Here is a 26,121-nt window from a genome sequence, read left to right as displayed (position 1 = left end):
TGCTGGCATGAAACAAGAAGACATTTGGGATGAGCAGGCGGCCAAGAGCTACGACACGCCCGGCACCGGCATGTTCGCGCCAGAGATACTCGGCCCCACGGTCGACCGCCTGGCGAAATTGGCCGGCTCGGGCCGCGCTCTGGAATTTGCCATTGGCACCGGCCGGGTCGCCGTGCCGCTGCGCGAACGCGGCGTGCCGGTCGCCGGGATCGAGATTGCGCCGCCCATGGTCACCCAATTGCGAACCAGGGCTGACGAGCAAACCATTCCCGTTGTCATTGGCGATATGACCAAGGCCACCGTCCCCGGTGAATTCTCGCTGGTATTCCTGGTGTTTAACGGCATTTCCAATGTGCTCACGCAGGACGAGCAGATCGCGTGCTTCCGCAATGCCGCGCGGCATCTAGGCCCGGGTGGGTGCTTCGTGATCGAATTATGGGTTCCCGAGCTGCCCCAGGCATTGCCGGCTGCGCAGGCGGTGGTGGGGCGCAGTCAGAATGGCTACATGCTGGTCGACAGTTTCGATGTCGTCGCCCAGCACGTCATTTCGCACCACTTCAACTTTGCACAGGATGCTGCGCCCACTCTGTTCCGGTCACCGCACCGCTATGTTTGGCCGTCAGAACTCGACCTGATGGGACAACTGGCTGGATTTACGCTAGAAAGCCGCCACGCTGATTGGACGGGGTCGGCCTTCACCGCCGCATCCAGATCCCATATTTCCGTCTATCGCCTGCCGTAACCGCGCTACCACACCCAATCGGCCAGCAGCGCCAGCGTCAGGGCAATGCCGACATAGTGGTTGGATTTGAACCGGGCCAGGGCATTCTCGGTGCCCCCGGTATCCAGCGTCTGCACCTGCCAGGCCAGAATGCCTGCCGCCACCAGCGACAGCACCGCAAAAATAATGCCGCCGCCGACCATCATGGCGGCCGTCAGCCACAGCAGATAGGCTACGATATAAAAGCCGGAAACGATCAATCGGGCCTGCGCGCCAAACAGGCGGGCAGTGGATTTAACGCCGATCAGCGCGTCATCCTCGATATCCTGCAGCGCATAGAGGGTGTCGTAACCGATGACCCAGAGGATGGTGCCGAAATACAGCAGCAGCGCCGGTACGGCGAGGCCGCCGGTTTGTGAACTCCAGCCCACCAAGGCGCCATAGGAGAAGGCCAGCCCCAAAAACGCCTGCGGCCACCAGGTAACCCGTTTCATGAAGGGATAAATCGCCACCAGCACCAGCGAAGCCACGCCGGCCCAGACGGTGAAGCGGTTGAACTGGAACAGGACCACCGAGCCCAGCAGCGCCTGCGCCACCAGAAACGCCAGCGCGTCGCGGGCCGTCACCTGCCCCGAGGGGATCGGACGCGAGCGGGTGCGGGCCACCTTGTCGTCGATGTCGCGGTCGACAATGTCGTTAAAGATGCAGCCGGCGCCGCGCATCAGGATGGCGCCCACCAGCATCAGCACCACGCCCCACCAGTCAAATCCCTGCGCCGGATTGGCCACGGCAGCCAGGGCCAGCCCCCAGGCGCAAGGCCAGAACAGCAGCCAGAAGCCGATCGGCCGGTCCCAGCGCGCCAGCCGCGCATAGGGTTTCAGCCAGGCCGGGGCATAGCGATCAACCCAGTTGCCGGATTGGGCATCGGCAACGGTGCCGGAAGGATTTGCGTCTGGCATAGTGCCACGACCTCGTGGTTCGACAAGCTTAACAAGAGGTCTACTCCAACTCCGCCAATCACAGTAGACCTCATCCGGCCTTGTCGCAGGACGAGGTCGTGGCACAATGCCGCAAACTGGATTTCGTCATGCCCCGTACCCACGCCACCCTGCCTCGCCTGTTCGTTGAACCCGACCTGATCGCGGGAACCCAGCTCACCCTGGGCAAGGACCAGTCGCTGTATCTGGCGGCGGTGCTGCGCAAGAGCGTCGGCGATGAGGTGGTGCTGTTTAACGGACGGGACGGCGCCTGGCTGACCCGACTCACCAGCGACTCGAAAAAGTCGGTCGCACTCGAATTGGTCGAACAGATCGCGCCGCAAACGCCGGTATCGAATCTCTGGTATGGCTTTGCCCCGCTCAAGACCGAGCGGCTCGACTATGTGGTACAGAAGGCTGTGGAAATGGGTGTCGGCACCATCCAGCCGGTCATCACCCGCTTCACCCAGGTCAATCGGCTCAAGCATGAGCGGCTGCTGGCCAACGCCATCGAGGCGGCGGAACAATGCGAAGTGTTGAGCGTGCCCACAGTCGAAACCGAGATCACTCTGGAGCGCTTGCTCGACAATTGGCCCGCCGAACGGGCGTTGATCCTGGCCGATGAGGGCGCCGCCTCATCCTCGCCGGTCGCGGCGCTGGCCGCGCTCAAGGGCCGGCCGGTCGGGGTTCTCATCGGGCCCGAGGGCGGATTTTCCGACGAGGAACGCGCCAGATTGCTGGCACTGCCCTATATTGTGCCCATCAGCCTTGGCCCCCGCATCCTGCGGGCCGATACGGCGGCGGTGGCGGCGCTGGCGGTGATTCAGGCGACCATCGGCGATTGGCGATAAAAGCCGATTGCTTTCGGCTTGGACGGCGCTATGTTCCGCGCAATTATTTCCTGCAGAGTACGCCGAATGGCTGACCACGAGACGAACGAGCCGCTGATCGAATCGCGCGCCGACCTGATTGACGCCATGGCGCGCGGGTGCAAACCCGAGAGCGACTGGCGTATTGGCACCGAACACGAAAAACATGTGTTTCATACCAACCCCTTACGGCCCGTGACCTATGAAGGTCCGCAGGGCATTCGGGCACTGCTCGACGGCATTCAGGCCGAAACCGGCTGGCACCCCTTCTATGACGGCGACAGCCCGATCGGGCTGCGCAATGACGAAGTGGCCGGCGGGATTTCGCTGGAGCCCGGCGGGCAGTTTGAACTCTCCGGTTCTCCGCAGGCCGATTTGCATGGCACCGCCGCCGAACTCGCCGAACACATGGCCGTGACCAAGAAGGTCGCCGCACCGCTGGATATTCATTTCCTCGGGTTGGGCGTCACCCCGATCTGGTCGGTCGACCAGATCCCCTCGATGCCGAAATCGCGCTACGGCATCATGAAGCCCTATATGGAGCAGGTCGGCACGCTGGGCACGTCGATGATGTTCCGCTCCTGCACCGTGCAGGCCAATCTCGACTTTTCCAGCGAAGCCGACATGGTCAAAAAGCTGCGCGTCGCGGTGGCGCTGCAGCCGGTGGCCACCGCTTTGTTTGCCAATTCGCCCTTCTCGGAAGGCCGCGAGTCCGGCTATCTGAGCTATCGCAGCCATATCTGGCTCAACACCGACGACGCCCGCACCGGCATGCTCCCCTTCGCCTTCGACGAGGGTTTCGGCTTCGAGCAATATGCCGACTATGCCCTTGATGTGCCGATGTATTTCGTCATCCGCAATGACCAGTATGTCAATGTCGCAGGCGAGAGCTTCCGCGCCTTCCTGCGCGGCGAGCTGCCGCAATTGCCGGGCGAAAAGCCGACCAAGAAGGATTGGGAAGACCATCTCTCGACCATCTTCCCCGAGGTACGGCTCAAGCAGTTCCTCGAAATGCGCGGCGCCGATATGGGCGACGAGGCTTCGGTGGTGGCGCTGTCGGCATTCTGGACCGGCCTGCTCTATGACGAGGTTTCGCTGGAAGCCGCCTATGAGCTGATCGAGCCCTGGTCCAACGAAGACCGCGAGCAGATGCGCCGCGAGGTGCCGCGCCTGGCGCTGATGACCCCGCATGACCGCTCCAACCTCTATGATGTCGCCGCGCAGGCCGTGGGCATCGCCGAAGCGGGCCTCGTCCGCCGCGGCCGCCGCAACGCTCAGGGCAAGGATGAAACCATCCACCTCGCCCCGCTGGAAGAAACCATCCGCCTCGCCAAATCCCCAGCCCAGCGCTGGCTGGACAAGCTCCACGGCGAATGGAACGGCGATCTGACCCGCATCTTCAAAGAAGCCGAAATGTAGGCTGGGGCCACAAGCCTCTCCCCACCCACAATGTCACCCCGGCCTTGAGCCGGGGCCCATCCTGAGATCTCGAGATGGATCCCGGCTCAAGGCCGGGATGACACAGCGTTTTGGGGTGCGCCGGAGCAGAGCCCTTGCCACCACCGCCCCGCTGGTGCATCACGCCCCCAGCAATGACGGAGGCTATGATGCGGGTTTTGGTGATCGGTTCGGGCGGGCGCGAGCATGCCTTGGCGTGGAAAATCGCCCAGTCTCCCCAACTGACCAAGCTGTTCATCGCCCCCGGCAATGGCGGCACCGGCGCCGTGGCTGAAAATGTCCTCATCGACATCACCGACCATCAGGCCGTAACCGACTTCTGCAGACTGATGGCGATTGATTTCGTCGTGGTCGGCCCCGACGCACAAGTTGTGGCCGGGTTGGGCGACGATGTGCGCGCCGCCGGCATTGCCTGCTTCTGCCCCAGCAAGGCCGCCGGCCAGTTGGAAGGCTCCAAGAGCTTTACCAAAGCCCTCTGCGACGAGATGAATATCCCCACCGCCGCCTATGGCCGCTTCGATAACGAAGCGGCGGCGCTAGCCTATCTCTACACCCAGGGCGCGCCGATCGTGATCAAGGCCGATGGGCTCGCCGCCGGCAAGGGTGTCACCGTCGCCATGAGCGTCGATGAAGCCGAAGCCGCCATTATCGACTGTTTTGCCGGCGCCTTTGGCGCATCCGGCGCCTCGGTGGTGATCGAGGAATTCATGGAAGGCGAGGAGGTCAGCCTGTTCGTGCTGTGCGACGGCACCAACATTCTGCCGCTGACCACCGCCCAGGACCACAAGCGCGCCTTTGAGGGCGACACCGGCCCCAATACCGGTGGCATGGGCGCCTACTCCCCCGCCCCCGTGATGACGCAAGAGCTCTATGACGAAACCATCGAGCGGGTGATCTGGCCGACGGTCCGGGGCCTCGCCGCGCGCGGCACGCCCTATCAGGGCGTGCTCTATGCCGGGCTGATGCTAACCGCTACCGGCCCCCGGCTGGTGGAATATAATGCCCGCTTCGGCGACCCCGAAACCCAGGTGCTGGTGATGCGCATGGAAAGCGACCTGCTGCCGCTGCTTTATGCCACCGCCACCGGCACGCTGGCCGGCCATGACGTGGCCTGGATCGACCAGTTCGCGTTGACGGTCATCATGGCGACCGAGGGCTATCCGGGTGATTATGGCAAGGGCTCGGAAATTCGCGGCGTCGGCACGGTCAATCGTGATGACACTATGGTGTTCCACGCCGGAACGCGTCGCGATGGGGAACGTTTACTTGCTGCTGGCGGTCGCGTGCTGAACGTCACCGCGCTGGGCAAGGACCTCAAAGAGGCGCAACAGCGTGCTTACGCGGGCGTGGACCAGATTGATTGGCCAGAAGGCTTTTGCCGCCGAGACATCGGCTGGCGCGAGCTCGCCCGCACGTCCGTCTGAACCATTCCTCAACTTCGCCGGCCTAGGCTTCCGCAAGACCGTCTTTGACGCAGCATCGCCCCGCTCCCTGACCCCGCTGCAATTGCGCGGTCAGGCCCTCGGCCAGCAGCTGCGCTCGAAAGGCAAGGAGCGGGCCGGCATGAACAGCGGAGGGCTACCTCGGATCGGCGTGGCACTGGGCGGCGGGTCCGCCCGTGGGCTGACGCATATTCCTTATATCGAGGCGATGGACGAGCTGGGGCTGAAACCCTCGGTCATCGCCGGCACCTCCATCGGCGCGCTGATCGGCGCCGGCTGGGCCGCCGGCATGACCGGCAAGGAATTGCGCGAACACTCCTATCTGGTGCTGGGCACCATGCGCACCATCGCCAGCAAATTGTGGGCCGCCCAGATTCGCAGCATTGGCGGCATTCTCAAAAACGGCATTTCGATGCAGCTCGACGCCACCAGCATTGTCGACGCCTTCGCCCCGGGTGATTTTCCGCTCGAATTCAAGGACCTCAAGGTGCCGCTCTATGTGGTGGCCACCGATTTCCAGTCCTGGCATCAGGTGGTGTTCAATACCGGGCTGCTGCGCCCGGCCATTGCCGGCTCCATCGCCATCCCGAGCCTGTTCAAGCCGGTGCTTTATGCCAATCACATTCTGGTCGATGGCGGCGTGGTCAATCCGCTGCCGCTGGATCAGGCCGATATCGACACCGATTTCCTCATTGGCATCGACGTCAATGGCGACCCTTCCGAGGGCCTGACCAAAACCGACCACAAGGCGCTCGATATCTGGTTCGGCTCGGCCCAGATCATGATGCATTCGCTGACCGCCCACATGATGGCGGCCTATCCGCCCGACATCTATATCCGCCCGCACGTCGCCGCCATCGGCGCGCTGGAATTCTGGCGCGTCCGCGAAATCGTCGCCCACGCCGAACAGGAAAAAGAACGCTTCAAGCGCATCCTGGCGCAGAAAATCGAGGACTACATCGCAGATCGGGTCGAGGTCATCGACAGCAATTAACGGCAGTAGCCTCAAAAAACTCGGTGTCATCCCGGCCTTGAGCCGGGATCCATCCCGAGATCCATTTACCGGCACAATCTCGAGATGGGCCCCGGCTCAAGGCCGGGGTGACACCGTGGGTGGGACCCGCCCCTTGTCGAATCCCCCCATTTCCAGTCGACTGGCTCAATCGACACGGAACCAGCAAATGGCACAAAATCGCGACCGTCAGGTCACTGCCACCTGCAGTTGCGGGCAGGTGGAAATCGAAGCGTGGGGCAAGCCGATTGCCAGCGTCATCTGCCATTGCGACGACTGCCAGGCGGCAGGGCTGATCCTGGGCGCGCTGCCGGGTGCGCCGCCGATGCTCGACGCGGCCGGGGGCACCGCCACCGTGCTCTATCGCAAGGATCGGGTGCGCTTCGGCAAGGGCGCGGACCTGCTGGTGAGCCACAAGCTAAGCCCGGATTCGGCGACCAACCGGGTAGTGGCCAGCTGTTGCAATGCGCCGCTGGCGGTGACGTTTGACGATGCCCGCCACTGGGTGCCGCTCTATCGCGACCGGTTGAGCGGCGCCGTACCGCCGGTGCAATGGCGCATCTGCACCAAATTCATCCCCGAAAACACCACCCTGCCCGACGCGATCCCGAGCTCTCCCATGTATCCCTTCGGCATGATGGCCGCCCTGACGCTCTCGGCGCTGGCCATGCTGCTGCTGGGGTAAGCTGAGGATAGTGCCCTAGTTTGGGTGTCATCGCTGCGTAAGGTCCAATAGGATTGCGCCCTTACGAACCGAAAGCCTGACATGTCCGCACTCGACACCCGCATTGCCGCCCAGATCGCCACCGAAATCGTCGCCCGACCCGAGCAGGTCAAGGCGGCGGTCGAATTGCTGGACGGCGGGGCCACGGTGCCCTTCGTGGCGCGCTACCGCAAGGAAGTGACCGGCGGGCTCGACGACACGCAATTGCGCAATCTGGCCGAGCGGCTGACCTATCTGCGCGAGCTGGAATCGCGCCGTGCCGCCATCGTCAAATCCATCGATGAACAGGGCAAGCTCACCCCGGTGCTGACGGCATCGATCATGGGCGCCGTGACCAAGGCCGAGCTGGAAGACCTTTATCTGCCCTATAAGCCCAAGCGCCGCACCAAGGCCGAAATCGCCCGCGAGCGCGGGCTTGGCCCGCTGGCTGAAGCGATCCTGGCCAATCGCGCCAGCAACCCCGTCATGCTGGCCGAGAGCTACCTCACCGAGGAAGTCCCCGGCACCAAGGAAGCGCTGGAAGGCGCGCGCGACATCGTCGTCGAAGGGCTGAGCGAGAACGCCTCCCTGCTCGGGCAATTGCGCGCATATATGCGCGACAAGGCCATGCTGCGCGCCAAGCTGGTCAAGGGCAAGGAAGAGGCCGGGGCCAAATTCTCCGATTATTTCGACCATGCCGAACGCTGGAACAAGGTCGCCGGTCACCGCGCGCTGGCGATGATGCGCGGGCGCGATGAAGAGTTTCTGAGCCTCGATATCGAGGTCGATGCCGACGTCACCGAGCCGGTCAAGCCGATAGAGCGCTTCGTTGCCGGGGCCTTGCAGGCCCAGGGCAATGGCGCTGGCGATGCCTGGCTGCGCGAAGTGGCCGGCTGGGCCTGGCGCACGCGGCTGCGCATCACCCTCTCCATCGATCTGATGGTGGAACTGCGCGAGCGGGCCGAAGTAGAAGCCATCGCGGTATTTGCCCGCAATCTCAAGGATCTGCTGCTGGCCGCCCCGGCCGGTGCCCGCACCACCATGGGCATCGATCCCGGCATTCGCACCGGCTGCAAGCTGGCGGTGATCGACGCCACCGGCAAGGTGCTCGATACCGAGACCATCTATCCGTTCCAGCCGCGCAATGACGTGATGGGGTCACAAGCCGCCATCGGCCGGCTGATCGCCAAGCACAAGGTGGAACTGATCGCCATCGGCAATGGCACCGGTAGCCGCGAAAGTGAAAAGCTGGTCGCCGATCTGATCGCCCGCCTGCCCACCCCGCACCCCACCAAGGTCATCGTCTCGGAGGCCGGCGCCTCCGTCTATTCTGCCTCGGCATTGGCAGCGGCGGAATTTCCGCAGCTCGATGTGTCCTTGCGCGGCGCGGTGTCCATCGCCCGCCGCCTGCAGGACCCGCTGGCCGAACTGGTCAAGATCGAACCCAAAGCCATCGGCGTCGGCCAGTATCAGCACGACGTCGATCAATATCGCCTCAACCGTTCGCTCGATGCCGTGGTGGAAGATGCGGTGAACGCCGTCGGCGTCGATCTCAACACCGCCTCCGCCCCCCTGCTCGCCCGCATTTCCGGCCTCGGCCCCTCTGTCGCCGAAGCCATCGTCGTGCATCGCGATGCCAATGGCCCGTTCCGCAGCCGCAAGGCCTTGCTGGAAGTGCCCCGACTGGGCCAGCGCACGTTCGAGCAGAGCGCCGGCTTCCTCCGCATCACCGGCGGCACCGAGCCGCTCGACGCCTCCTCGGTCCACCCCGAGGCCTATGGCGTCGCCCGCCGCATCGTCGCTGCCTGTGGCCGCGACCTGCGCTCGATCATGGGCGACAAGACGGCACTGGCCGGGCTCGATCCGCGCAGTTTCGTCGATGAGCGCTTCGGCCTGCCCACCGTGCGCGATATCGTGGCCGAACTGGAAAAGCCCGGCCGCGACCCCCGCCCGGCCTTCAAGACCGCAACCTTTGCCGATGGCGTTGACGATATCAAACACCTCAAGCCCGGCATGATGCTGGAAGGGACGGTGACCAACGTCGCCGCCTTCGGCGCCTTCGTCGATATCGGCGTGCATCAGGACGGCTTGGTCCACGTCTCCCAGCTGGCCGACAAATTCGTCAAGGACCCGCATGAAGTGGTGAAAGCTGGCGACGTGGTCAAAGTCCGCGTGACCGAAGTCGACGTCCCTCGCCAGCGCATCGGCCTCTCGATGCGCAGCGAAACCACCGATGACGCCCCGCGCAACGAACGCCCGCGCGACCGCCCCACCGGCAACACCCGTCCAAAACAGCCCGCCCCACCCTCCGGCGGCCTCGGCTCCCTCGGCGACCGCCTGGCCGAAGCCATGCGCAAGGGCAAGAACTGACCACAGCCTCACCCCACCCACGATGTCACCCCGGCCTTGAGCCGGGGCCCATCCTGAGATCAGGCCGGCGAATACATGTCAGGATGGATCCCGGCTCAAGGCCGGGATGACACCGCGTTTTGGACTACCGCAGCGCCCTAAAAAATTCCCGCAACAGCGCTTCGGACCGACTCGCCCCCAGCCCGCCAATCACCTCCGGCGCATGGTGGCAGGTCGGCTGCGCAAACAGCCGCACCCCATTCTCCACCGCCCCAGCCTTCACATCTTCAGCCGCAAAATACACCCGGCGCAGCCGTGTATGGGCAATCGCCCCGGCGCACATGGCACAGGGCTCCAGCGTCACATAGAGATCGCAGCCATCCAGCCGCCCCGTCCCGCGCTTGGCCAGCGCCGTGCGGATCGCCAGCATTTCGGCATGCGCGGTGGGATCGTTCAGCGCCTGCATCCGATTGCGCTCGGCGGCCAGCACCACCTCGCCTTCCATGATCACCGCGCCAATCGGCGCTTCGCCATTGGCGGCGGCGTCTTCAGCAAGGGACAAAGCGAGGTCCATGGGGGATTGGCTGGGCATGTTGCTTCCGTAACCTCTTGTGCGCGGTTTCGCAAACGGGTCGGAAAGCGGCGACGGCTCGCCTATATTAGCGGTTCAGGAGAATCGCCCGTGCCCATCCGCCAGCTACCCGAAGATCTGATCAACCGCATTGCTGCCGGCGAGGTGGTGGAGCGGCCGGCCAGTGTGGTCAAGGAGCTGGTGGAAAATGCCATCGACGCTGGCGCCAGCCGCATCGTCGTCACCACCGCCGAAGGCGGCAAGGGGCTGATCCGCATCGAGGATGACGGCCACGGCATGGGTCGGGCCGATCTCGAATTATCGGTCGAACGCCACGCCACCTCCAAGCTGAGCGAAGACGAGCTGGACGATATCCGTACGCTGGGCTTTCGCGGCGAGGCGCTGGCGTCGATTGGTTCGGTGGCCGAGCTGTCGATTGCCTCGCGCCCGGCCGATGCCGAAAGCGGGCTGCGCCTCGAGGTGCATTTTGGCCGCCGCGCCGGGCCGGCCCCGCTGGCGATGAATCGCGGCACCATTCTCGAGGTGAAGAACCTTTTCGCCAAGGTGCCGGCGCGGCTGAAATTTCTCAAGACCGACCGGGCCGAGGCCGGCGCGATCACCGATGTGGTCAAGCGCCTCGCCATGGCCAATCCGGCCGTGCATTTCGTGCTCAATGGCAGCGACCGTTCCCCCGCCAACTGGCCCGCCGTCACCGGCCAGGGCGCGCTGGAGTCCCGGCTCGGTCAGGTGATCGGCGATGATTTCGCCCGCAATGCGGTGACCTTGGCCACCAGCCGCCATGGCGTGGTGGTGGCGGGGCTCGCCGGATTGCCGACCTATACGCGGGCCAATTCGCTCAGCCAGTTCTATTTCGTCAATGGCCGCTCGGTGAAGGACAAGGTGCTGGTCGGCGCCGTGCGCGCCGCCTATGCTGACTATATCTTCCGCGACCGTTTCCCCGTGGTGGCGCTGTATATCGCCGTCGATCCGGGCGAGGTCGACGTCAACGTCCACCCCGCCAAGGCCGAATTGCGCTTCCGCGATGCTGGTGCCGTGCGTAGCGCCGTGATCCGCGCCATCGGCGAGTCGCTGACCGCCGCCGGCTTCAAGGCCTCCGGCACCGTGGCCGAAGACGTGCTCGGCGCCTTCACCACCCCCGCCTATGCCAGCCCCGCCCCGACCCAGCCGACACGCTGGAGCAATCCCCTGCCGCTGGCCGGCTATGAGCGCACAGTGGGCACCGGCAGCGCCAACCCGTTTGCCCCCGACTATGCCAGCCAGTCCGGCCTCGCCGGCTTCACCGAGCCCAGCGCCCGGGTCGAACCCGAAGCCCCCGGCGCGCTGATGGAATATCCGCTCGGCACCGCCCGCGCCCAGATGTTCGACAATTTCATCATTGCCCAGAATGAAGAGGGCCTGCTGCTGGTCGATCAACATGCGGCGCATGAGCGGCTGGTCTATGAGCGCTTCAAGGCGCAACTGGCCGCCGGTCCCATCGCCAGCCAGGCCCAGTTGATCCCGCTGATCATCGAACTGCCCGAGGAAGATTGCGCCCGGCTCGAAGACGCGGCTGCCGAGCTGGAAGGCTTCGGGCTCTATCTCGAACGCTTCGGCCCGCGCGCCATTGCCGTGCGCGAAACCCCGGCTTTGCTCGGCACCTCCGATATTGACGGGCTGGTGCGCGACGTTGCCGATGGGCTGGCCGAATGGGACAGCTCCCGCGCTGTCGCCGACCGCATGGATGCCATCATCGCCCGCATGGCCTGCCACGGCTCGGTGCGCTCGGGTCGTCGCCTCCGCGTCGATGAAATGAACGCGCTGCTGCGCGACATGGAAGCCACCCCCCATTCCGGCCAGTGCATTCACGGCCGCCCCACCTATGTCGCGCTCAGCCAAAAGGATATCGAGCGCCTGTTCGGACGGACCCGATAGCACATGACCAGCGGCATTCATCACGTCACCCTGATCACCGCCGAGGTGCAGGCCAATGTGGATTTCTATGTCGGCTTTCTCGGCCTGCGGCTGGTCAAGCGCACCGGCGGCTATGAAGACCCGCGCCAGCTACATCTGTTTTACGGCGATTACGCCGCCAGCCCCGGTTCGCTGCTCACCTTCCTCGTCTGGCAGGGCGGCTCGGCCGGACAGGCCGGTGCCGGCCAGGTCAGCGAAATCGCCCTGGCCATCGCCCCCGCCTCCATCGGCTATTGGCTCGAACGGGCACTGCGCCATCAGGTTACAGTGGAAGGCACAGCGCAGGAATTCGGCGAAAGCGTGCTGCGCCTGCGTGACCCCGATGGGGTGATGCTCAAGCTGGTGGGCGCGGACCTCCCAGCCCTGACCACGCCGCAAAGCGATATCCCCGCCGAACACGCCATCCGCCGCATTCGCGGCGTAACGCTGCTGTCGGATGTGCAGGAGGAAACCGTCGGCTTCCTCACCAGCCATTTCGGCTTCCGCGCCGGCCCGGTGGAAGGCACGACGCAGCGCCTGCTCTCCGAGATCGGCGACAGCCTCGATATCCGCGATGCCTCCGGCTTCTGGCCCGGCGCAGCCGGAGCCGGCACATTCGACCACGTGGCCTTACGCGCGGTCGATGCCGAGCAGGTGGAAGCCGTGGAGCGCGTGTTGCGGCAGCGCAATTCCAGCCTCACCAATCTGCATGACCGGCATTATTTCACCTCGCTCTATGTGCGCGAACCCGGCGGCACGCTGATCGAACTGGCCAGCGACGGGCCGGGTTTTACCCTCGACGAACCGCTGGACACCCTGGGCAGCGCCCTGTTCATGCCGCCCGACGCCGCCGACTCCGAAGCCATCAAAGTGATGCTGCCGCAATTCGGCCTGCCCGGCGACGACCGCGTGGTCTACCGCGATTTGATCTACACCCACCGTTTCTACACGCCCGAACAGCCGAACGGCCAAACGCTGGTGCTGCTGCACGGCACCGGCGGCGACGAAACCGATTTGCTGCCGATAGCGCACCGCGCCGCGCCCAACGCCACCCTGCTCGGCCTGCGCGGTCGCAGCACCGAAGACGGCACCAGACGCTGGTTTCGCGGCCTCGCGCCGATGCTGTTCGACCAAAAGGATATCCGCTTCGAAGCCGGCGCGCTGGCGGCATTCCTCGAAGAAGCCCGCAGCGCCTATGCGCTCGACCCCTCGGGGCTAATCGGACTGGGCTATTCCAACGGCGCCAATTTCCTCGCGGCGGCGCTATTGCTGCAGCCAGAGCTATTAGCGCGCCGAGCCATCTTGCTGCGACCCGTGGCGGTGCTGGATCAGGTGCCGGAGGCGGATTTGCGCGGAGTCGAAGTGCTCGTTCTAGCCGGCGAGCGCGATGCCTATCGTGCCAAGAGCGAGGCGCTGGCGGCCATGCTGGAAGCGGCGGGGGCGGCTGTGCGGCTGGTGGTGGTCCCCGGCGGGCACGAGCCGGGCGACGCCGACGCAGCGGCGATTGCGGAGTGGCTCAACGCACGTGCAAGCGGTCCCACCCCCTCTAGCCTCCCCCATCAAGGGGGAGGTACAGATCGAGTTTAGGGCACGATTTTGCCCACGAGTGGAGCGATATACCTCCCCCTTGATGGGGGAGGCTAGGAGGGGGTGACGGTTAGCCCCGATCCTACTGAAACACACTCGCCCCACGATCTGCCACGCCCACCAGGCTCCTGAATCCGGCAAACAACTCGCGCCCCATGCCAAAATGCTGGGACCGCAAATCCTCCGTCGCCGGCGTGCGCGAGAAGAATTCCTTCTCATCGCCCAAAAACGTCAGCGTGCCTTCATTGGCATCCAGCCGGATCATATCCCCATCGCGGATCTTCGAAATCGGCCCACCGTCCACCGCTTCCGGCGTCATATGGATCGCCGCCGGCACCTTGCCCGAGGCGCCCGACATGCGGCCATCGGTGACCAGCGCCACCTTGAAGCCGCGATCCTGCAAAATCCCCAGCGCCGGGGTCAGCTTGTGCAGTTCCGGCATGCCCAGCGCGCGCGGCCCGGAGAAGCGGACCACCGCGATCATGTCGCCGGTCAGCTCGCCAGCCTTGAACGCGGCCTGCAAGCCTTCCTGGCCGTGGAACACTTTTGCCGGAGCCTCAATGATGCGGTGTTCCGGCTTGACCGCCGAGACCTTGATCACCGAACGCCCCAGATTGCCGGAAAGCAGCTTGAGCCCGCCGGTCGGCGAGAATGGCGCGGCCACCGTGGTCAGCACCTTGGGCAGCGCCGATTCATGCGGCGAGGGCTGATAGGTCAGCTTCTCGTCGATCAGCTTGGCTTCCACCGTGTAGCCGGAGAGGCCATGGCCCCAGACGGTCTTGACGTCCTCATGCAGGTGCCCGCTTTCCAGCAGTTCCTGAATCAGAAACCCCATGCCGCCGGCAGCGTGGAAATGGTTCACATCGGCAACGCCATTGGGATAGACGCGCGCCAGCAGCGGCGTCGCGTCGCTCAGTTCGCTCATATCGTCCCAGGTCACCTGCAAGCCAGCGGCAGCGGCGATGGCGATCAGATGCATGGTATGGTTGGTCGAGCCGCCGGTGGCGTGGAGGCCGACCAGGCCGTTGACGATGGCCTTTTCGTCGATGACGTGGCCGACCGGGGTGTAATTATTGCCCTGGGCGCTAAGCGACAGCGCCCGCACCGTGGCTTCGCGGGTCAAGGCATCGCGCAACGGCGTGCCCGGATTGACGAAGCTGGAGCCCGGCAGATGCAGGCCCATGATTTCCATCAGCATCTGATTGGAATTGGCGGTGCCGTAGAAGGTGCAGGTGCCGGCCGAGTGATACGACTTGCTCTCGGCTTCGAGCAGTTCGGCGCGGCCGACCTTACCCTCCATATAGAGCTGGCGGACCTTGGCCTTTTCATCATTGGGCAGGCCCGACGGCATCGGCCCGGCGGGCACGAAGACAGCCGGCAGATGGCCAAAGGTCAGCGCGCCGATCAGCAGGCCCGGGACGATCTTGTCGCAAATGCCGAGATAGACGGCAGCATCGAACATGTTGTGGCTGAGCGAAATCGCCGTCGACATGGCAATGACGTCGCGCGAAAACAGCGACAGATCCATGCCCGGCTGGCCCTGGGTGACGCCGTCGCACATGGCCGGCACGCCGCCGGCCACCTGCGCCGTGGCGCCGATTTCGCGGGCCGCCTGCTTGATGATCTCGGGATAGAATTGATAGGGCTGATGCGCGCTGAGCATGTCGTTATAGCTGGTGACAATGCCCAGATTGAGCGACTTGCTGCCGGCCAGCTGCGCCTTTTCGGTCGGGGTGCAGGCGGCAAAGGCGTGGGCGAGGTTGCCGCAGGACAAGACGGTGCGGTTGACGCCGGCTTCGCGCGCGGCATCGAGGCGGCTGAGATAATCGCGACGGCTATCGCGGCTGCGGGCCGCGATCCGGTCGGTGACATCCTGAATGGCCTGACGGACAGACATAGGCGAGCTCCTGACTTTCAGTTGGGCGCGCGCTCGCATGGAACAGTGACCTGCACCGCTCTCGAGAACGCGCCGATGGAGCCCTTCGTGGCCTAAGCGATCAATTGGGGATCGCGAAGGGGACTATGGGCACCAATAGACGTTGACAGCATGGCCGGACCGCAAGACGGCGCGGATGGGCATGTCCTCGATCGGACCATCACCCAGAGCCGTGTCGAGAACGGCGGCCTTTTCCTCTCCTTCGATGTGAAGATACAGCCCATCCGTGCGGAGGAGACGCGGAAGGGTAAAGGTGACGCGTGGCTCGCCCGCGCCGGGAGCGCGGATAGCCAGCACCGGGCCGGCGGCGCTGAGCGCCTCGGCCAGCGTATCGCCGCCGGGGAAGAACGAGGCGGTGTGCCCGTCATTGCCCATGCCCAGAACCACCGCGGCGAACTGCTCGGGCAACTCGCCCAGCAGGGCATTGGTCTTGGCGATATGGGTGGCGTCGGGTTCGTCGCCACCGGAATAAAGCGGGAAGAAGCGCGCCGTGGCGGCCGGTCCCTGCAGCATGCGTTCATTGACCAGCAGCGCATTGGAGCGGTCGCTGGTGTCATCGACCCAGCGCTCGTCCACCAGCGTCACGATGACCTTGGACCAGTCGATATCCTTGGTCTTGCCCAGCGCCTGGAAGAAGCGGCTCGGCGTCGAGCCACCGCTGACGGCAATCGCCGCCATGCCGCGGGTTTCGATGGCCGCGCGAATGCGATCGGCAACGGCCTCGGCCAGTTCCTTGGCCAGGGTCGGCTTGTCAGCAAAACTGCGGCGGTCAATGGTCACTTTAAGTCTTCCTTTCAGTCACATGGCGCTGTCATCCCGGCCTTGAGCCGAGATCCATCCTGAGATGGAATGAGCGGCATGATCTCAAGATGGGCCCCGGCTCAAGGCCGGGGTGACATCGTGGGTGGGAGAACCTCACACCCTGTTATTCATCCTCATACCACGTCCGGCCGTCGCGTTCGATCAGGGCGATGGCGCCGCTCGGGCCCCAGGTGCCGGCGACATAAGACTGCGGCGGTTCGCTCGAGCGGTCCCAGGCCTCGCGGATCGGGTCGATCCACTTCCACGCGGCCTCGAGTTCGTCGCGACGCATGAACAGCGTCTGGCTGCCGCGAATGACGTCCATCAGCAGGCGCTCATAGGCTTCCGGCGTGCGCTCATTGAACGTGGCGGCAAAGCTGAGGTTGAGCGGCACTTCGCGCAGGCGCATGCCACCCGGACCCGGGTCCTTGATCATCATCATCAGCTTGACGCCCTCGTCGGGCTGCAGGCGGATGATCAGCTTGTTGGCCTTGGGCGCGCCCTCGGCATGGTCGAAAATCGAGTGCGGGATCGGCTTGAACTGGATGCAGATTTCCGAGGCGCGGCTGGCCATGCGCTTGCCGGTGCGGAAATAGAACGGCACCCCGGCCCAGCGCCAGTTTTCGACATCGACCTTGAGGGCGACGAAGGTTTCGGTGCGGCTGCCCTTCTTGTCGTCGGGCAGTTCGTCCTGATAGCCGGCCACCGAGGTGGTTTCCGACTTCACGCCCTTATACTGGCCGCGCACGGTGTTCTTGGCCACTTCGCCATTGCTTATTGGCTTCAGCGCGCGCAGCACTTTGAGCTTTTCGTCGCGCAGCGCATCGGCATCGTCGCTGGCCGGTGGCTCCATCGCCACCAGGCACAGCAGCTGCAGCATGTGGTTCTGGATCATGTCGCGCAGCGCGCCGGATTCGTCGTAATAGCCGCGCGTACCGGCCCCGACCGATTCCGCCACGGTCAGCTGGACGTGGTCGATATGCGCCGAATTCCAGATCGGCTCGAACAGCGTATTGGCGAAGCGCAGCGCCAACAGGTTCTGCACCGTCTCTTTGCCGAGATAATGGTCGATGCGATACACCTGATCTTCCTTGAAGATCTTGGCGACGCCGTCATTGATTTCCACCGACGAGGCCAGATCATGGCCCAGCGGCTTCTCGATGACGACGCGGGCGTCGCGGCGATAGAGCTTCTTCTTGTGCAGATATTCGGCGATCGGCTCGAACAGATCGGGCGCCACGGCCAGATAGAAGGCGCGCACCACCTTGGGGTCGTCGCGCAGCTTGGCGCCGAGATCGCCCGAGGTTTCGGGGTTGCTGGCATCGACCGGCACATAGGAGAAAATCTTGACGAAGCGGTCGATCACCGCGGCGTCCTGATATTCCTTTTCCACAAAGGCGGTGATGGCGTCGCGCGCCACCTGCTGGAAATCGGCATCGCTCAGCTTGCTGCGCGAAGCGCCGATAATGTGGCTGGTCTCGTCGAACTGGCCGTCCTTGAACCGGTGATACAGCGCCGGAATCAGCTTGCGCTTGGTCAGATCGCCCGTGGCGCCGAACACCACATAATCGAAAGGCTGGACGGGAATGATGCGGCTGGACACGAGGGGCTAGTCCTTAGTTAGAAGCGAAATTCTGGCGGGCGAGGATGACGGCGCCATGCAGCGGCTCGAATTTGGGCAAAGCGACGAAATCGCCATAGCGCTGTTGGAGCATGGGGAACAGGCGTTCGCCAAAGCCGCCGACAACGGCCATCACCTGGGCATTGTGGCGTTTGAACCAATTGGCATAGGTGTCGATATAGCCAAACTCGATGTCGAGCATCTTGTTGGCCACCGGATCGCCCTGTTCGAGATATTCGATGAACAGCGGCATCAGCTTGCCGAATTCGGCCGGTGCGCGCCCGATCAGGGCATCGTCGCACCCTTCCTTGCCATCATTGCTGATGACCTTCAGCTCCAGCGCCGTGCCAAACGCCCAGGACATCACCGCCTGATTGTCCCCGCCCAGCTGGGCGATCACCGCCTTGGTCAGCGGCGAGCCTTCGACCAGCCCATCCTCGGATTCCACCGCGTAGCGCATCAATTCGCGCCCCAGGATAGCGCCACTCATCTGGTCGCCGGTGGGAAAGCCCCAGCCGCCGGCCTGATGGCGTTCGCCATCGACGATGGAGAGCGCCGCCGAGCCGGTGCCGACGATGATCACCCCGCCCTCGCCGCCACCCAGCGCGCCGGCATGGGCAATGTCGATATCGTCATAGACCTGCACCCCGGCAAACGGCCAGGGCCGCGCCGCGAACTCGGCGCGGGCACTATCCATCCGGCCGCCGGCCATGCCGAAACAGGCATAAGTATTGGCGGTTTCGCTGAAATCGAGGCCCGCTGCCTTGAACACGTCGCGCGTGCCATCGCTGATAGCGCGGAAGGCGGGCTCGCCATCGTCGATCTGCAGATTGGAACGGCCGTTCTTGACTTCGGCGAGAGTCTTCAGATTCTCGTCGGCCAGACGCACGCGGCAATTGGTGCCGCCGCCATCAACGCCAAGATAATACCTGGGCACGCGGGGAATCTCCGGGATGGAACGGAAGGTAAAATATCGTTTCGGCGCGGACCATAATGCCAAAGGTGCTAAGACGAAAGTAGAATAAGGCACAAAAAGCGCCCGCTAGCGGCAAGGTGGCGCATAGTCGGCGCATACCGGCGGCGCAACCGGTTCGGCACGGAGACTATTTCCCGCTATACCGCAGCGGCGGACGGAAATGGAGAGTGATACAATGACACGACACGTATTGATCCTGGGGGGCGCCCGCTCGGGCAAGACCGCCTTTTCCGAGCAATTGGCCATTCGCAGCGGCAGTCGCCCTGCCTATGTCGCCACCGCCGAAGCGCTCGACGCCGAAATGCGTGATCGGGTGGCCAGCCATCAGGCCAGCCGCGCCACCCGCTTCACCACCATCGAGGAACCGCTGGCGCTGCCCGAGACCCTGCTGCGGGCTTCGGCCAAGCATGACGTGATCCTGGTCGATTGCCTGACGCTGTGGATCACCAATCTGCTGCTGGCCGAAATGGATGTCGCCCTGGCGGTGAGCGAATTGGGCGCCGCGCTGGTGCAGATCGAAAACTGCAAGATCATCCTGGTCAGCAATGAGGTGGGCCAGGGCATCGTGCCCGACAACGCCATGGCCCGCACCTTCCGCGACCTGGCCGGCGCCGCCCACCAACGCCTCGCCGAAATTTGCGACGACGTGCATTTCATCATTGCCGGCCTGCCGATGACCCTGAAAGGCGAAGTCGCCGAGCGCGCCGAAGGGCGAATTTACCGGGCCTGAGGCCACCGGTGACAGTCCAAACTCGATGCCATCCCCTCCCCCTTGAGGGGAGGGTTAGGGTGGGGGTGTCGTGGTCTCCACACCCACCGCGCCAGGGGAGGTTCCGACACCCCCACCCCGGCCCTCCCCTCAAGGGGGAGGGAGAAGAAAGAGTCCCTCAGGCCACAAACACCAGCAGCCCAATCACCACACTCACCCCCAGCAGCACATTGAGCGTGCTGCGATACAGCACCAGCGCCCGCAGGATATCACTCCCCACCAGCGCCGATTTGCCATCGCCAAACTGCGGCAGCTCGACCAGCTCCCCGTCATAACTCCGCGGCCCGCCCAGGGCGAAGCCGAGCGCGCCGGCAAAGGCGGCTTCCGGCCAGCCGGCATTGGGCGATTCATGCTTGCGCGCATCGCGGCGCGCCATCGCCCAGGCCTTCGACGGACTGGCATGGGGGGTGATGAAACAGGCGGCGGTGATCAACAGCGCCGTCAGCCGGGCCGGAATCCAGTTGACCACATCGTCCAGCTTGGCCGCCGCCCAGCCATAGTCGCGATAGCGCTCATTAAGATGGCCGATCATCGAATCGGCAGTGTTGATCGCCTTGTAGACGGCGATCCCCGGCAGCCCGAACAGCACCAGAAAGAACCACGGCGCCACCACGCCGTCCGACGTGCTTTCGGCCAGGGTTTCGATAGCAGCCCGCGCCACCCCTGCCTCATCCAGCGCCTGCGGATCGCGCCCGACAATATGGCTGACCGCTTCCCGCCCAGCCTCCAGCGAGGTCCGCAACGCGGTAGCTACCGCCTCGACGGCGCGCCCAAGTTCCTTTTGCGCCAGAAACGGCGTGGCCACGAGAATTTCCATCACCCAGCCAAACGGGATGCTGCGCAAGAATTGCTGCACCAGCATAGTGATCACCAGCGTCACCCCCAGCAGCATCGCCAGCGTCAGAATGCCGGCGTCACGGCGCTGGCGCGGTGTCCGTTCGCGCTTGTCGACGCCCTGCTCCAGCCAGGTAATGCCCCGGCCGATCCAGACCACCGGATGACCGATCAGCGCCAGCAGCCGCGGCGGATAGCCAAGCCAGCGTTCCAGCAGCAGCGCGAGGGGAGCGATAAAGGCGTGCATGATGATTCCGGACCCAATATTCAGCCGCCCTACCTAACCACTGCATCATCCCCACGAAAGCGGGAATCTCTTTGCCCCAGCGCTCCCACACCCTTGATGTCATCCCGGCCTTGAGCCGGGACCCATCCTGAGATGGCGAGCTCGGCGCGCGTGACACCCCTACCCTTGATCCCTCCCAACAAGGGGGAGGGAGACGATGAGCACGGACGCTGGCGCTGGCGCCTCCCTCCCCATTGATGGGGAGGGATAGAGGGTGGGTGGGGCCAGGCACACCAAGACGGCAATAGTGACGCCTACTCCGCCAGCGCCAGCAACGCGTCGATATCCAAATGCGCTTCCAGATGCGCCGCCAGCGCATCCAGCGTTGCCTCGATGCTGGTTTCATAGGCCAGATCCGCACTGGCCCCATCGCCCAAAAAAGCCCGCCGGAACGGGTCGGCCGCAAACAGCCCATGCAGATAGGTGCCAGCCACCCGCCCATCCGCGCTCACGGCGCCCTCATGGTCGGCCCCGACCTGCGCAAACGGCCGCCCCCGGTCCGGCCCCTCAGTCACCCCCATATGCATATGATAGCCGCTGATCGCCTCCCCCGACGCCACATGACGGGCCTGCTCCACCCGCAATTGCTTGACCGGCGTCAGCACCGTCTCGACATCGAGCAGCCCCAGCCCCGCGCTCGTCCCCGGCGCGCCCTCAATCCCATCCGGATCGGCAATCGAGCGCCCCAGCAGCTGATAGCCGCCGCAAATCCCCAGCACCCGCCCCCCGGCCCGGTGATGCGCCGCAATGTCGATATCCCAGCCATGCTCCCGCAGCGCCGCCAGATCGCCGCGCGTGGCTTTCGACCCCGGCAGGATGACCAGATCGGCATCGCGCGGCAAAGCCTGCCCCGGCTCGACCAGAACCAGCGTCACCCCGGGCTCGGCCCGCAACGGATCGAGATCATCGAAATTGGCAATCCGCGGCAGGCGCGGCACGGCGATGGTGAAGCCACCCGAACGAGCCGTGCTGTAATCCTCCAGCGCCAGCACATCTTCGGCGGGCAGTTTCCCCGCGTCAGCAAACCACGGCACCGGCCCCAGACAGGGCACGCCGCTCCGCTCGGCAATGAAGCGTACCCCATCGGCAAACAGCGCCGGATCGCCCTGAAACTTGTTGATCAGGCTGGCCCGGATCAGCCCCGCATCCTCGGGCGCAATCACCGCAAAGGTGCCGATAATGGCGGCGATGACCCCGCCGCGCTGGATATCCCCCACCAGCACCACCGGCACTTTCGTCGCCTGGGCAAAACCAAAATTGGCCAGATCATTGGCCCGCAGATTGACCTCCGAAGCGCTGCCCGCGCCCTCGACCAGCACGATATCGGCACTCTCGGCCAGCTCGTTAAACGCGGCCAGCACCTCGGGCATCAGCCTGCCGCGCTCGGCCCAATATTGCCGCGCCGACATCGACGCCCGGCGCTGCCCCCGCACCACCACCTGCGAGCCGGTCTCCTGCTCCGGCTTGAGCAAAACCGGGTTCATCGCCGTAATCGGCTCTCGCCGCGCCGCCCGCGCCTGCAACGCCTGCGCCCGGCCGATTTCGCCGCCATCGGCGGTCACGGCGGCATTATTGCTCATATTCTGCGGCTTGAACGGCGCCACGCGCAGCCCACGATTGGCCAGCGCCCGGCACAGCCCAGCCACCAGCAGCGATTTGCCGACATCGGAGCCGGTGCCCATGAACATCAGGGATTTAGCCATGATCAGCCCTACGCCCCATCCACCACATGCGCATACGACCCCATCACCCGCCCAATCGCCGCCCCCATTGGCGGCAGCGCCTCGCCCCGTGCATCCGTCGCCGCAAACAGCGGCGGCAGGCGGGATTGCTTGGCTGACGAATAGTGAAACTCATGGCCATTGAGCCGCCCCGGCCACGGCAAGGCCCCGGACTGCACCAACCGCCGATAACCCAAAATCCGCTTGGGCCGATCAATCCGCGTGGTCACCGGCAGCAGCCCGGCCATTTCATGGCCCTGCCCGGCCTTGTCGACCAGCATTTCGCCCAGCACCATGAAGCCACCGCACTCGCCATAGAGCAGCGCCTCGCGGTCGCGCGCCGCGACCAGCCCGGCCTTGAAATTTGCCGCATTGGCGAGGGTCGCGCCATGCAATTCGGGATAACCACCCGGCAAAAACACCGCGTCACAATCACTGCCGGGCGCTTCATCAGCCAGCGGCGAGAAAAAGCTCAATTCGGCCCCCAGCGCCCGCCAGCCATCCAGCAGATGCGGATAGGCAAAGGCAAAGGCGTCGTCGCGGGCTATGGCGATGCGCTGGCCCAGTGGCGGCAGCGGCGCGGACGGCGCATCGGCTTCGGGCAATGGCGCGGCCAGCGCTTGCAGGCGGGGCAGATCGACATAGGTGCCGATGGCCGTGGCAGCGGCGTCAATAAAACCAGCAAAAGCCGCCATCTCCCCCGGCAACACCAGGCCGAGATGACGTTCGGGCACCACCAGCGCCGGATCGCGCGGAATGGCCCCGAGGCAAGGAATGCCCGTCGCCGCCAGCGCCTCGACCAGCATGCGCTCATGCTTGGTCGACGCCACCCGGTTGAGGATGACGCCGCCAATGCGCACGCCGGGCCGCCAATTGGCAAAGCCGGCCACCAGCGGCGCCACCGACTGGCTCTGCCGCTCGCTATCCACCACCAGCACCACCGGCAGCTCGAGCAATTCGGCCAGATCGGCGGTGGAGCCGGTATTGTCGGCCGCGCCATCAAACAGGCCCATGACGCCCTCGACCAGCAGCAGATCGGCGCCGGTCGCCTGCGTGCTGGCCAGCGTTTTGAGCCGCGCGCCACTCATCGACCACGGATCAAGATTGACCGCCTCGCGCAATGCCGCCCGCGCCAGAAACGCCGGATCAATATAGTCCGGCCCGGTCTTGGCGGGGGCCACGACCACGCCGCTTTGGCGCAAAGCCGCCAGCAGGCCGAGGGTGATCACGGTCTTGCCCGAACCCGAACGCGGCGCGGCGATGACGAGGCCCTTAGCCAAAAATATGCCTCCTGGCGGCGTCGACATACCAATCGAGCGAGGCGCGATAGGCACTGACCGGCCCCAGCACGATAATGGCGGGCGTCGGCACATCACTCAGCGTCCCAGCTGCGGCCAACGTGGTTTCAATCACTGCCTGCTGCGGTGTCGCGGCATGCGAGACGATGGCGAGGCGCTCATTGCCATCGCGGCCGGCGGCGATCAGCTTTTGCGAGATCGAGCCCAGATGTTTGACCGCCATGAACATGACGATGACCGGAGCCGCCTTGGCGATGGCCGGCCAATCGACGCCCTGCGGCACCGCGCCGGTTTCGTCGTGCCCAGTGAGGAAGATCACCGCATGATTGGTGTCACGATGGGTCACCGGAATGCCGGCATAGGCCAGCCCGCCGAGCCCCGAGGAAATGCCCGGCACGATGCGGAACTTCACCCCCGCCCGCGCCAGCGCCCCGGCCTCCTCACCGCCGCGCCCGAACATGAAGGGATCGCCGCCCTTGAGCCGCAGCACCCGCTTGCCGGCCTTGGCCAGCTCGATCAGTTGCAGGGTGATATCGGCCTGTTTCGGCGACGGCTTGCCGCCGCGCTTACCAGCAAAGACGATCTGTGTGTGGCGCGGCGCCATGGCCAGCAGCTCGGGCGACACCAGCGCATCATGCACGATGACATCGGCCTGCCCCAACGCATGAAACGCCAGCAGCGAGGTCAGCCCCGGCCCGCCGGGACCGGCGCCGACCAGCCAGACCGTGCCGGGCTGCATTGCCGGAAAATCGGCGTGATCGAGCCGGGCGAAGTGGCCGGCAGTGCGGCGGCGTTTGAACCAGTTGAGCATCAGGCAGGGCCTCGGCAGGAGGGATCGCGCAGAGCGGCCCCGGGTTGGCCTTGTGAGCGGCTATCGGAATAGGCACATTGGAAGGCAGGAGAAACGCAAAACCGATGAAGATTCTGATCCTTGGCGGCACCGGCGAAGCGCGCGAACTGGCCAACCGGCTGGTGGCGCTGGGCCATGACGTGATTACCTCGCTGGCCGGGCGCACGCAGGACCCCAAATTGCCGCAAGGCGAATTGCGCATGGGCAATTTCGGCGGCATTCCGGGGCTGGCGGCCTATCTGCGGATCGCCAAGATCGAGCGACTGGTCGATGCCACCCACCCCTATGCGGGGCAGATTTCCATCAATGCGGTGGCAGCGGCGCAGACCATCAGCGTGCCCCTGGTGCGCTATATGCGGCCGGCCTGGGAGCAACAGCTGGGCGATGACTGGCTGACCGTGGCCAATGCCGCCGAGGCCGCCGCCGCCCTGCCCGCCAATGCCGAAGTGCTGCTGACCACCGGCCATACCGGGCTGGAGCAGTTTCTCGAACGCGACGATTGCCACTTCGTGGTCCGCACCATCGAGGCGCCGGCCGAAAAGCTGCCGCCGCATGCGCGCCTGCTGCAATCGCGCCCGCCTTACACGCTCGACGCTGAACTGGCGCTGCTGCAGCGCGAGAACATTACTCATCTAGTCACCAAGAATTCCGGTGGCGCGCAGACGGCGGCCAAGCTCGAAGCGGCCCGCAGGCTGGGCGTAAAAATCATCATGATCGCGCGCCCTGCCTATGGCCCGGCGCTGGAAGTCGACAGCCTCGACGCCGCCATCGAAGCGCTCCAGCGCGACGCCTGACCAAAGCTCAGCGCATCGAAATCGGCCGGACAGAGCGCCAGGGCGCAGGTGGCATAAGCCGATTTCTGCTTGGCCAGCACCAACTGCCCCGCCGCAGCCGCCACCGCTTCGGCAATGGACAGCCGGCCGATCGCCGCAAAAACCACCTCGGACGGCGTGGGCATGTCCTCGGCCAGCTCACCGTCACCCAGCAGACGCAGCGGCACATCGAAATGGCTGGCAGCGTCCATCAGCGCGACGACACCGGATTTGCGACTGTGACTGGCAATGGCGGTGAGAGCGGAGGCCTCGACCCCCAGTCTGGCGAGGCAGCGGTCCAGCAAGGCGACGATTTCATCGGCGCTCGCGGCGCTGTTGCAGCCGATACCGGCCACCAGCCTGGCCCCGTGGGGCAGTGTCGTTCCCGTCGTCATCATCGCCTCTCAAAGCAAGAGGCAGGTTCACTCAAGACCGTTGCAGCTCCGGACTTGGTCCCCGATTTGGGTCGACCGCACCGGATTCTGTTTCAGTTCCTTTGTCGGAACTCTGCGCCAATCTGGTTCTAGGCGGGCAGAAGCGCGTGGTCAATCAATGGCTTGCGCCAGACGCCGGCCAGA

The 26,121-nt window shown here is 64.8% G+C and carries 22 protein-coding genes; 11 read left to right on the top strand and 11 right to left on the bottom strand.

Features of this window, described 5'->3' with window-relative positions; translation table 11 throughout:
• Window positions 1-7: 7 nt before the first annotated feature.
• Complete coding sequence (locus tag ACX3OZ_RS04725) at window positions 8-742, top strand: class I SAM-dependent methyltransferase (protein ID WP_459103939.1); 735 nt, start codon at window positions 8-10, stop codon at window positions 740-742.
• Between the two features lie 5 nt (window positions 743-747).
• Here ACX3OZ_RS04725 and ubiA read toward each other — a convergent pair whose 3' ends face one another.
• Window positions 748-1,680 (bottom strand): 4-hydroxybenzoate octaprenyltransferase, encoded by a 933-nt coding sequence (ubiA, locus tag ACX3OZ_RS04720; RefSeq protein ID WP_459103938.1) that lies wholly within the window; start codon window positions 1,678-1,680, stop codon window positions 748-750.
• 128 nt (window positions 1,681-1,808) lie between these two features.
• Here ubiA and ACX3OZ_RS04715 point away from each other — a divergent pair, with 128 nt between their 5' ends.
• From ACX3OZ_RS04715 to ACX3OZ_RS04690, 6 genes are all read left to right on the top strand, one after another.
• Window positions 1,809-2,549 carry a 16S rRNA (uracil(1498)-N(3))-methyltransferase gene (locus tag ACX3OZ_RS04715; RefSeq protein WP_459096626.1) on the top strand — a complete coding sequence of 247 codons (741 nt, stop codon included), beginning with the start codon at window positions 1,809-1,811 and terminating at the stop codon, window positions 2,547-2,549.
• A 66-nt stretch (window positions 2,550-2,615) separates the two neighbouring features.
• The gene (locus ACX3OZ_RS04710) at window positions 2,616-3,986 is read left to right on the top strand and encodes a glutamate--cysteine ligase (RefSeq protein ID WP_459103937.1); all 1,371 of its coding nucleotides are present in this window, start codon (window positions 2,616-2,618) and stop codon (window positions 3,984-3,986) included.
• Between the two features lie 188 nt (window positions 3,987-4,174).
• The gene (purD, locus tag ACX3OZ_RS04705) at window positions 4,175-5,449 is read left to right on the top strand and encodes a phosphoribosylamine--glycine ligase (protein ID WP_459103936.1); all 1,275 of its coding nucleotides are present in this window, start codon (window positions 4,175-4,177) and stop codon (window positions 5,447-5,449) included.
• Window positions 5,382-6,461, top strand: a complete 1,080-nt coding sequence (locus tag ACX3OZ_RS04700) for a patatin-like phospholipase family protein (protein WP_459103935.1) — start codon at window positions 5,382-5,384, stop codon at window positions 6,459-6,461. Before purD ends, ACX3OZ_RS04700 begins: the two co-directional genes overlap by 68 nt.
• Window positions 6,462-6,648: 187 nt before the next feature.
• Window positions 6,649-7,164 (top strand): GFA family protein, encoded by a 516-nt coding sequence (locus ACX3OZ_RS04695; protein ID WP_459103934.1) that lies wholly within the window; start codon window positions 6,649-6,651, stop codon window positions 7,162-7,164.
• Window positions 7,165-7,245: 81 nt separating this feature from the next.
• Window positions 7,246-9,552, top strand: a complete 2,307-nt coding sequence (locus tag ACX3OZ_RS04690) for a Tex family protein (protein WP_459103933.1) — start codon at window positions 7,246-7,248, stop codon at window positions 9,550-9,552.
• Window positions 9,553-9,676: 124 nt separating this feature from the next.
• Here ACX3OZ_RS04690 and ACX3OZ_RS04685 read toward each other — a convergent pair whose 3' ends face one another.
• Complete coding sequence (locus ACX3OZ_RS04685; RefSeq protein ID WP_459103932.1) at window positions 9,677-10,123, bottom strand: nucleoside deaminase; 447 nt, start codon at window positions 10,121-10,123, stop codon at window positions 9,677-9,679.
• 90 nt (window positions 10,124-10,213) lie between these two features.
• Between ACX3OZ_RS04685 and mutL the strand changes: the two genes are divergently transcribed.
• On the top strand, window positions 10,214-12,034 hold the full coding sequence (mutL, locus tag ACX3OZ_RS04680) for a DNA mismatch repair endonuclease MutL (RefSeq protein WP_459103931.1): 1,821 nt from the start codon (window positions 10,214-10,216) through the stop codon (window positions 12,032-12,034).
• 3 nt (window positions 12,035-12,037) lie between these two features.
• Entirely contained in the window at window positions 12,038-13,639 is a 1,602-nt protein-coding gene (locus tag ACX3OZ_RS04675) for a VOC family protein (protein WP_459103930.1), read from the top strand.
• Window positions 13,640-13,721: 82 nt separating this feature from the next.
• Here ACX3OZ_RS04675 and edd read toward each other — a convergent pair whose 3' ends face one another.
• The 4 genes from edd to ACX3OZ_RS04655 form a co-directional block, all read right to left on the bottom strand.
• Window positions 13,722-15,536, bottom strand: coding sequence for a phosphogluconate dehydratase (gene edd, locus ACX3OZ_RS04670; protein WP_459096618.1), 1,815 nt, complete (start codon window positions 15,534-15,536; stop codon window positions 13,722-13,724).
• Window positions 15,537-15,659: 123 nt separating this feature from the next.
• Window positions 15,660-16,355: a 6-phosphogluconolactonase gene (gene pgl / locus ACX3OZ_RS04665; RefSeq protein ID WP_459096617.1), complete on the bottom strand. Its 696-nt coding sequence runs from the start codon at window positions 16,353-16,355 to the stop codon at window positions 15,660-15,662.
• Window positions 16,356-16,500: 145 nt separating this feature from the next.
• Window positions 16,501-17,979 carry a glucose-6-phosphate dehydrogenase gene (zwf, locus tag ACX3OZ_RS04660; protein WP_459096616.1) on the bottom strand — a complete coding sequence of 493 codons (1,479 nt, stop codon included), beginning with the start codon at window positions 17,977-17,979 and terminating at the stop codon, window positions 16,501-16,503.
• 13 nt (window positions 17,980-17,992) lie between these two features.
• Window positions 17,993-18,934: a glucosamine kinase nucleotide-binding domain-containing protein gene (locus ACX3OZ_RS04655; protein ID WP_459096615.1), complete on the bottom strand. Its 942-nt coding sequence runs from the start codon at window positions 18,932-18,934 to the stop codon at window positions 17,993-17,995.
• A gap of 214 nt (window positions 18,935-19,148) precedes the next feature.
• Between ACX3OZ_RS04655 and cobU the strand changes: the two genes are divergently transcribed.
• On the top strand, window positions 19,149-19,703 hold the full coding sequence (cobU, locus tag ACX3OZ_RS04650) for a bifunctional adenosylcobinamide kinase/adenosylcobinamide-phosphate guanylyltransferase (protein WP_459096614.1): 555 nt from the start codon (window positions 19,149-19,151) through the stop codon (window positions 19,701-19,703).
• Between the two features lie 157 nt (window positions 19,704-19,860).
• Here cobU and cbiB read toward each other — a convergent pair whose 3' ends face one another.
• The 4 genes from cbiB to cobA all read right to left on the bottom strand — a co-directional run bounded on the left by cbiB (window position 19,861) and on the right by cobA (window position 24,620).
• Window positions 19,861-20,823 carry an adenosylcobinamide-phosphate synthase CbiB gene (gene cbiB / locus ACX3OZ_RS04645; RefSeq protein WP_459103929.1) on the bottom strand — a complete coding sequence of 321 codons (963 nt, stop codon included), beginning with the start codon at window positions 20,821-20,823 and terminating at the stop codon, window positions 19,861-19,863.
• Window positions 20,824-21,116: 293 nt separating this feature from the next.
• Window positions 21,117-22,565 (bottom strand): cobyric acid synthase, encoded by a 1,449-nt coding sequence (locus tag ACX3OZ_RS04640; RefSeq protein WP_459103928.1) that lies wholly within the window; start codon window positions 22,563-22,565, stop codon window positions 21,117-21,119.
• A gap of 8 nt (window positions 22,566-22,573) precedes the next feature.
• Window positions 22,574-23,863 carry a cobyrinate a,c-diamide synthase gene (locus ACX3OZ_RS04635; RefSeq protein ID WP_459103927.1) on the bottom strand — a complete coding sequence of 430 codons (1,290 nt, stop codon included), beginning with the start codon at window positions 23,861-23,863 and terminating at the stop codon, window positions 22,574-22,576.
• Entirely contained in the window at window positions 23,856-24,620 is a 765-nt protein-coding gene (cobA, locus tag ACX3OZ_RS04630) for a uroporphyrinogen-III C-methyltransferase (protein ID WP_459103967.1), read from the bottom strand. Before cobA ends, ACX3OZ_RS04635 begins: the two co-directional genes overlap by 8 nt.
• 176 nt (window positions 24,621-24,796) lie before the next feature.
• Here cobA and ACX3OZ_RS04625 point away from each other — a divergent pair, with 176 nt between their 5' ends.
• Window positions 24,797-25,525, top strand: a complete 729-nt coding sequence (locus ACX3OZ_RS04625) for a cobalt-precorrin-6A reductase (protein WP_459103926.1) — start codon at window positions 24,797-24,799, stop codon at window positions 25,523-25,525.
• On the opposite strand, the gene ACX3OZ_RS04620 is transcribed toward ACX3OZ_RS04625, so the two are convergent.
• Window positions 25,459-25,938 (bottom strand): cobalamin biosynthesis protein, encoded by a 480-nt coding sequence (locus ACX3OZ_RS04620; protein WP_459103925.1) that lies wholly within the window; start codon window positions 25,936-25,938, stop codon window positions 25,459-25,461. The genes ACX3OZ_RS04625 and ACX3OZ_RS04620 overlap by 67 nt on opposite strands.
• Between the last annotated feature and the right edge of the window lie 183 nt (window positions 25,939-26,121).

It is taken from the genome of Devosia sp. A369, from assembly GCF_054489345.1.
Note: the sequence above shows the minus strand (reverse complement) of the source record. Positions and strands in the feature narration are given on the sequence as shown.

Excerpts from the sequence above, each read along its gene's own strand:
- ubiA (WP_459103938.1), bottom strand. The coding sequence starts at position 1,680 with ATGCCAGACGCAAATCCTTCCGGCACCGTTGCCGATGCCCAATCCGGC.
- ACX3OZ_RS04685 (WP_459103932.1), bottom strand. The coding sequence starts at position 10,123 with ATGCCCAGCCAATCCCCCATGGACCTCGCTTTGTCCCTTGCTGAAGAC.
- cobA (WP_459103967.1), bottom strand. The coding sequence starts at position 24,620 with ATGCAGCCCGGCACGGTCTGGCTGGTCGGCGCCGGTCCCGGCGGGCCG.
- ACX3OZ_RS04675 (WP_459103930.1), top strand. The coding sequence starts at position 12,038 with ATGACCAGCGGCATTCATCACGTCACCCTGATCACCGCCGAGGTGCAG.
- ACX3OZ_RS04725 (WP_459103939.1), top strand. The coding sequence starts at position 8 with ATGAAACAAGAAGACATTTGGGATGAGCAGGCGGCCAAGAGCTACGAC.
- edd (WP_459096618.1), bottom strand. The coding sequence starts at position 15,536 with ATGTCTGTCCGTCAGGCCATTCAGGATGTCACCGACCGGATCGCGGCC.
- purD (WP_459103936.1), top strand. The coding sequence starts at position 4,175 with ATGCGGGTTTTGGTGATCGGTTCGGGCGGGCGCGAGCATGCCTTGGCG.
- ACX3OZ_RS04640 (WP_459103928.1), bottom strand. The coding sequence starts at position 22,565 with ATGGCTAAATCCCTGATGTTCATGGGCACCGGCTCCGATGTCGGCAAA.
- cbiB (WP_459103929.1), bottom strand. The coding sequence starts at position 20,823 with ATGCACGCCTTTATCGCTCCCCTCGCGCTGCTGCTGGAACGCTGGCTT.
- ACX3OZ_RS04620 (WP_459103925.1), bottom strand. The coding sequence starts at position 25,938 with ATGACGACGGGAACGACACTGCCCCACGGGGCCAGGCTGGTGGCCGGT.
- ACX3OZ_RS04695 (WP_459103934.1), top strand. The coding sequence starts at position 6,649 with ATGGCACAAAATCGCGACCGTCAGGTCACTGCCACCTGCAGTTGCGGG.
- ACX3OZ_RS04625 (WP_459103926.1), top strand. The coding sequence starts at position 24,797 with ATGAAGATTCTGATCCTTGGCGGCACCGGCGAAGCGCGCGAACTGGCC.
- ACX3OZ_RS04710 (WP_459103937.1), top strand. The coding sequence starts at position 2,616 with ATGGCTGACCACGAGACGAACGAGCCGCTGATCGAATCGCGCGCCGAC.
- ACX3OZ_RS04690 (WP_459103933.1), top strand. The coding sequence starts at position 7,246 with ATGTCCGCACTCGACACCCGCATTGCCGCCCAGATCGCCACCGAAATC.
- cobU (WP_459096614.1), top strand. The coding sequence starts at position 19,149 with ATGACACGACACGTATTGATCCTGGGGGGCGCCCGCTCGGGCAAGACC.
- ACX3OZ_RS04715 (WP_459096626.1), top strand. The coding sequence starts at position 1,809 with ATGCCCCGTACCCACGCCACCCTGCCTCGCCTGTTCGTTGAACCCGAC.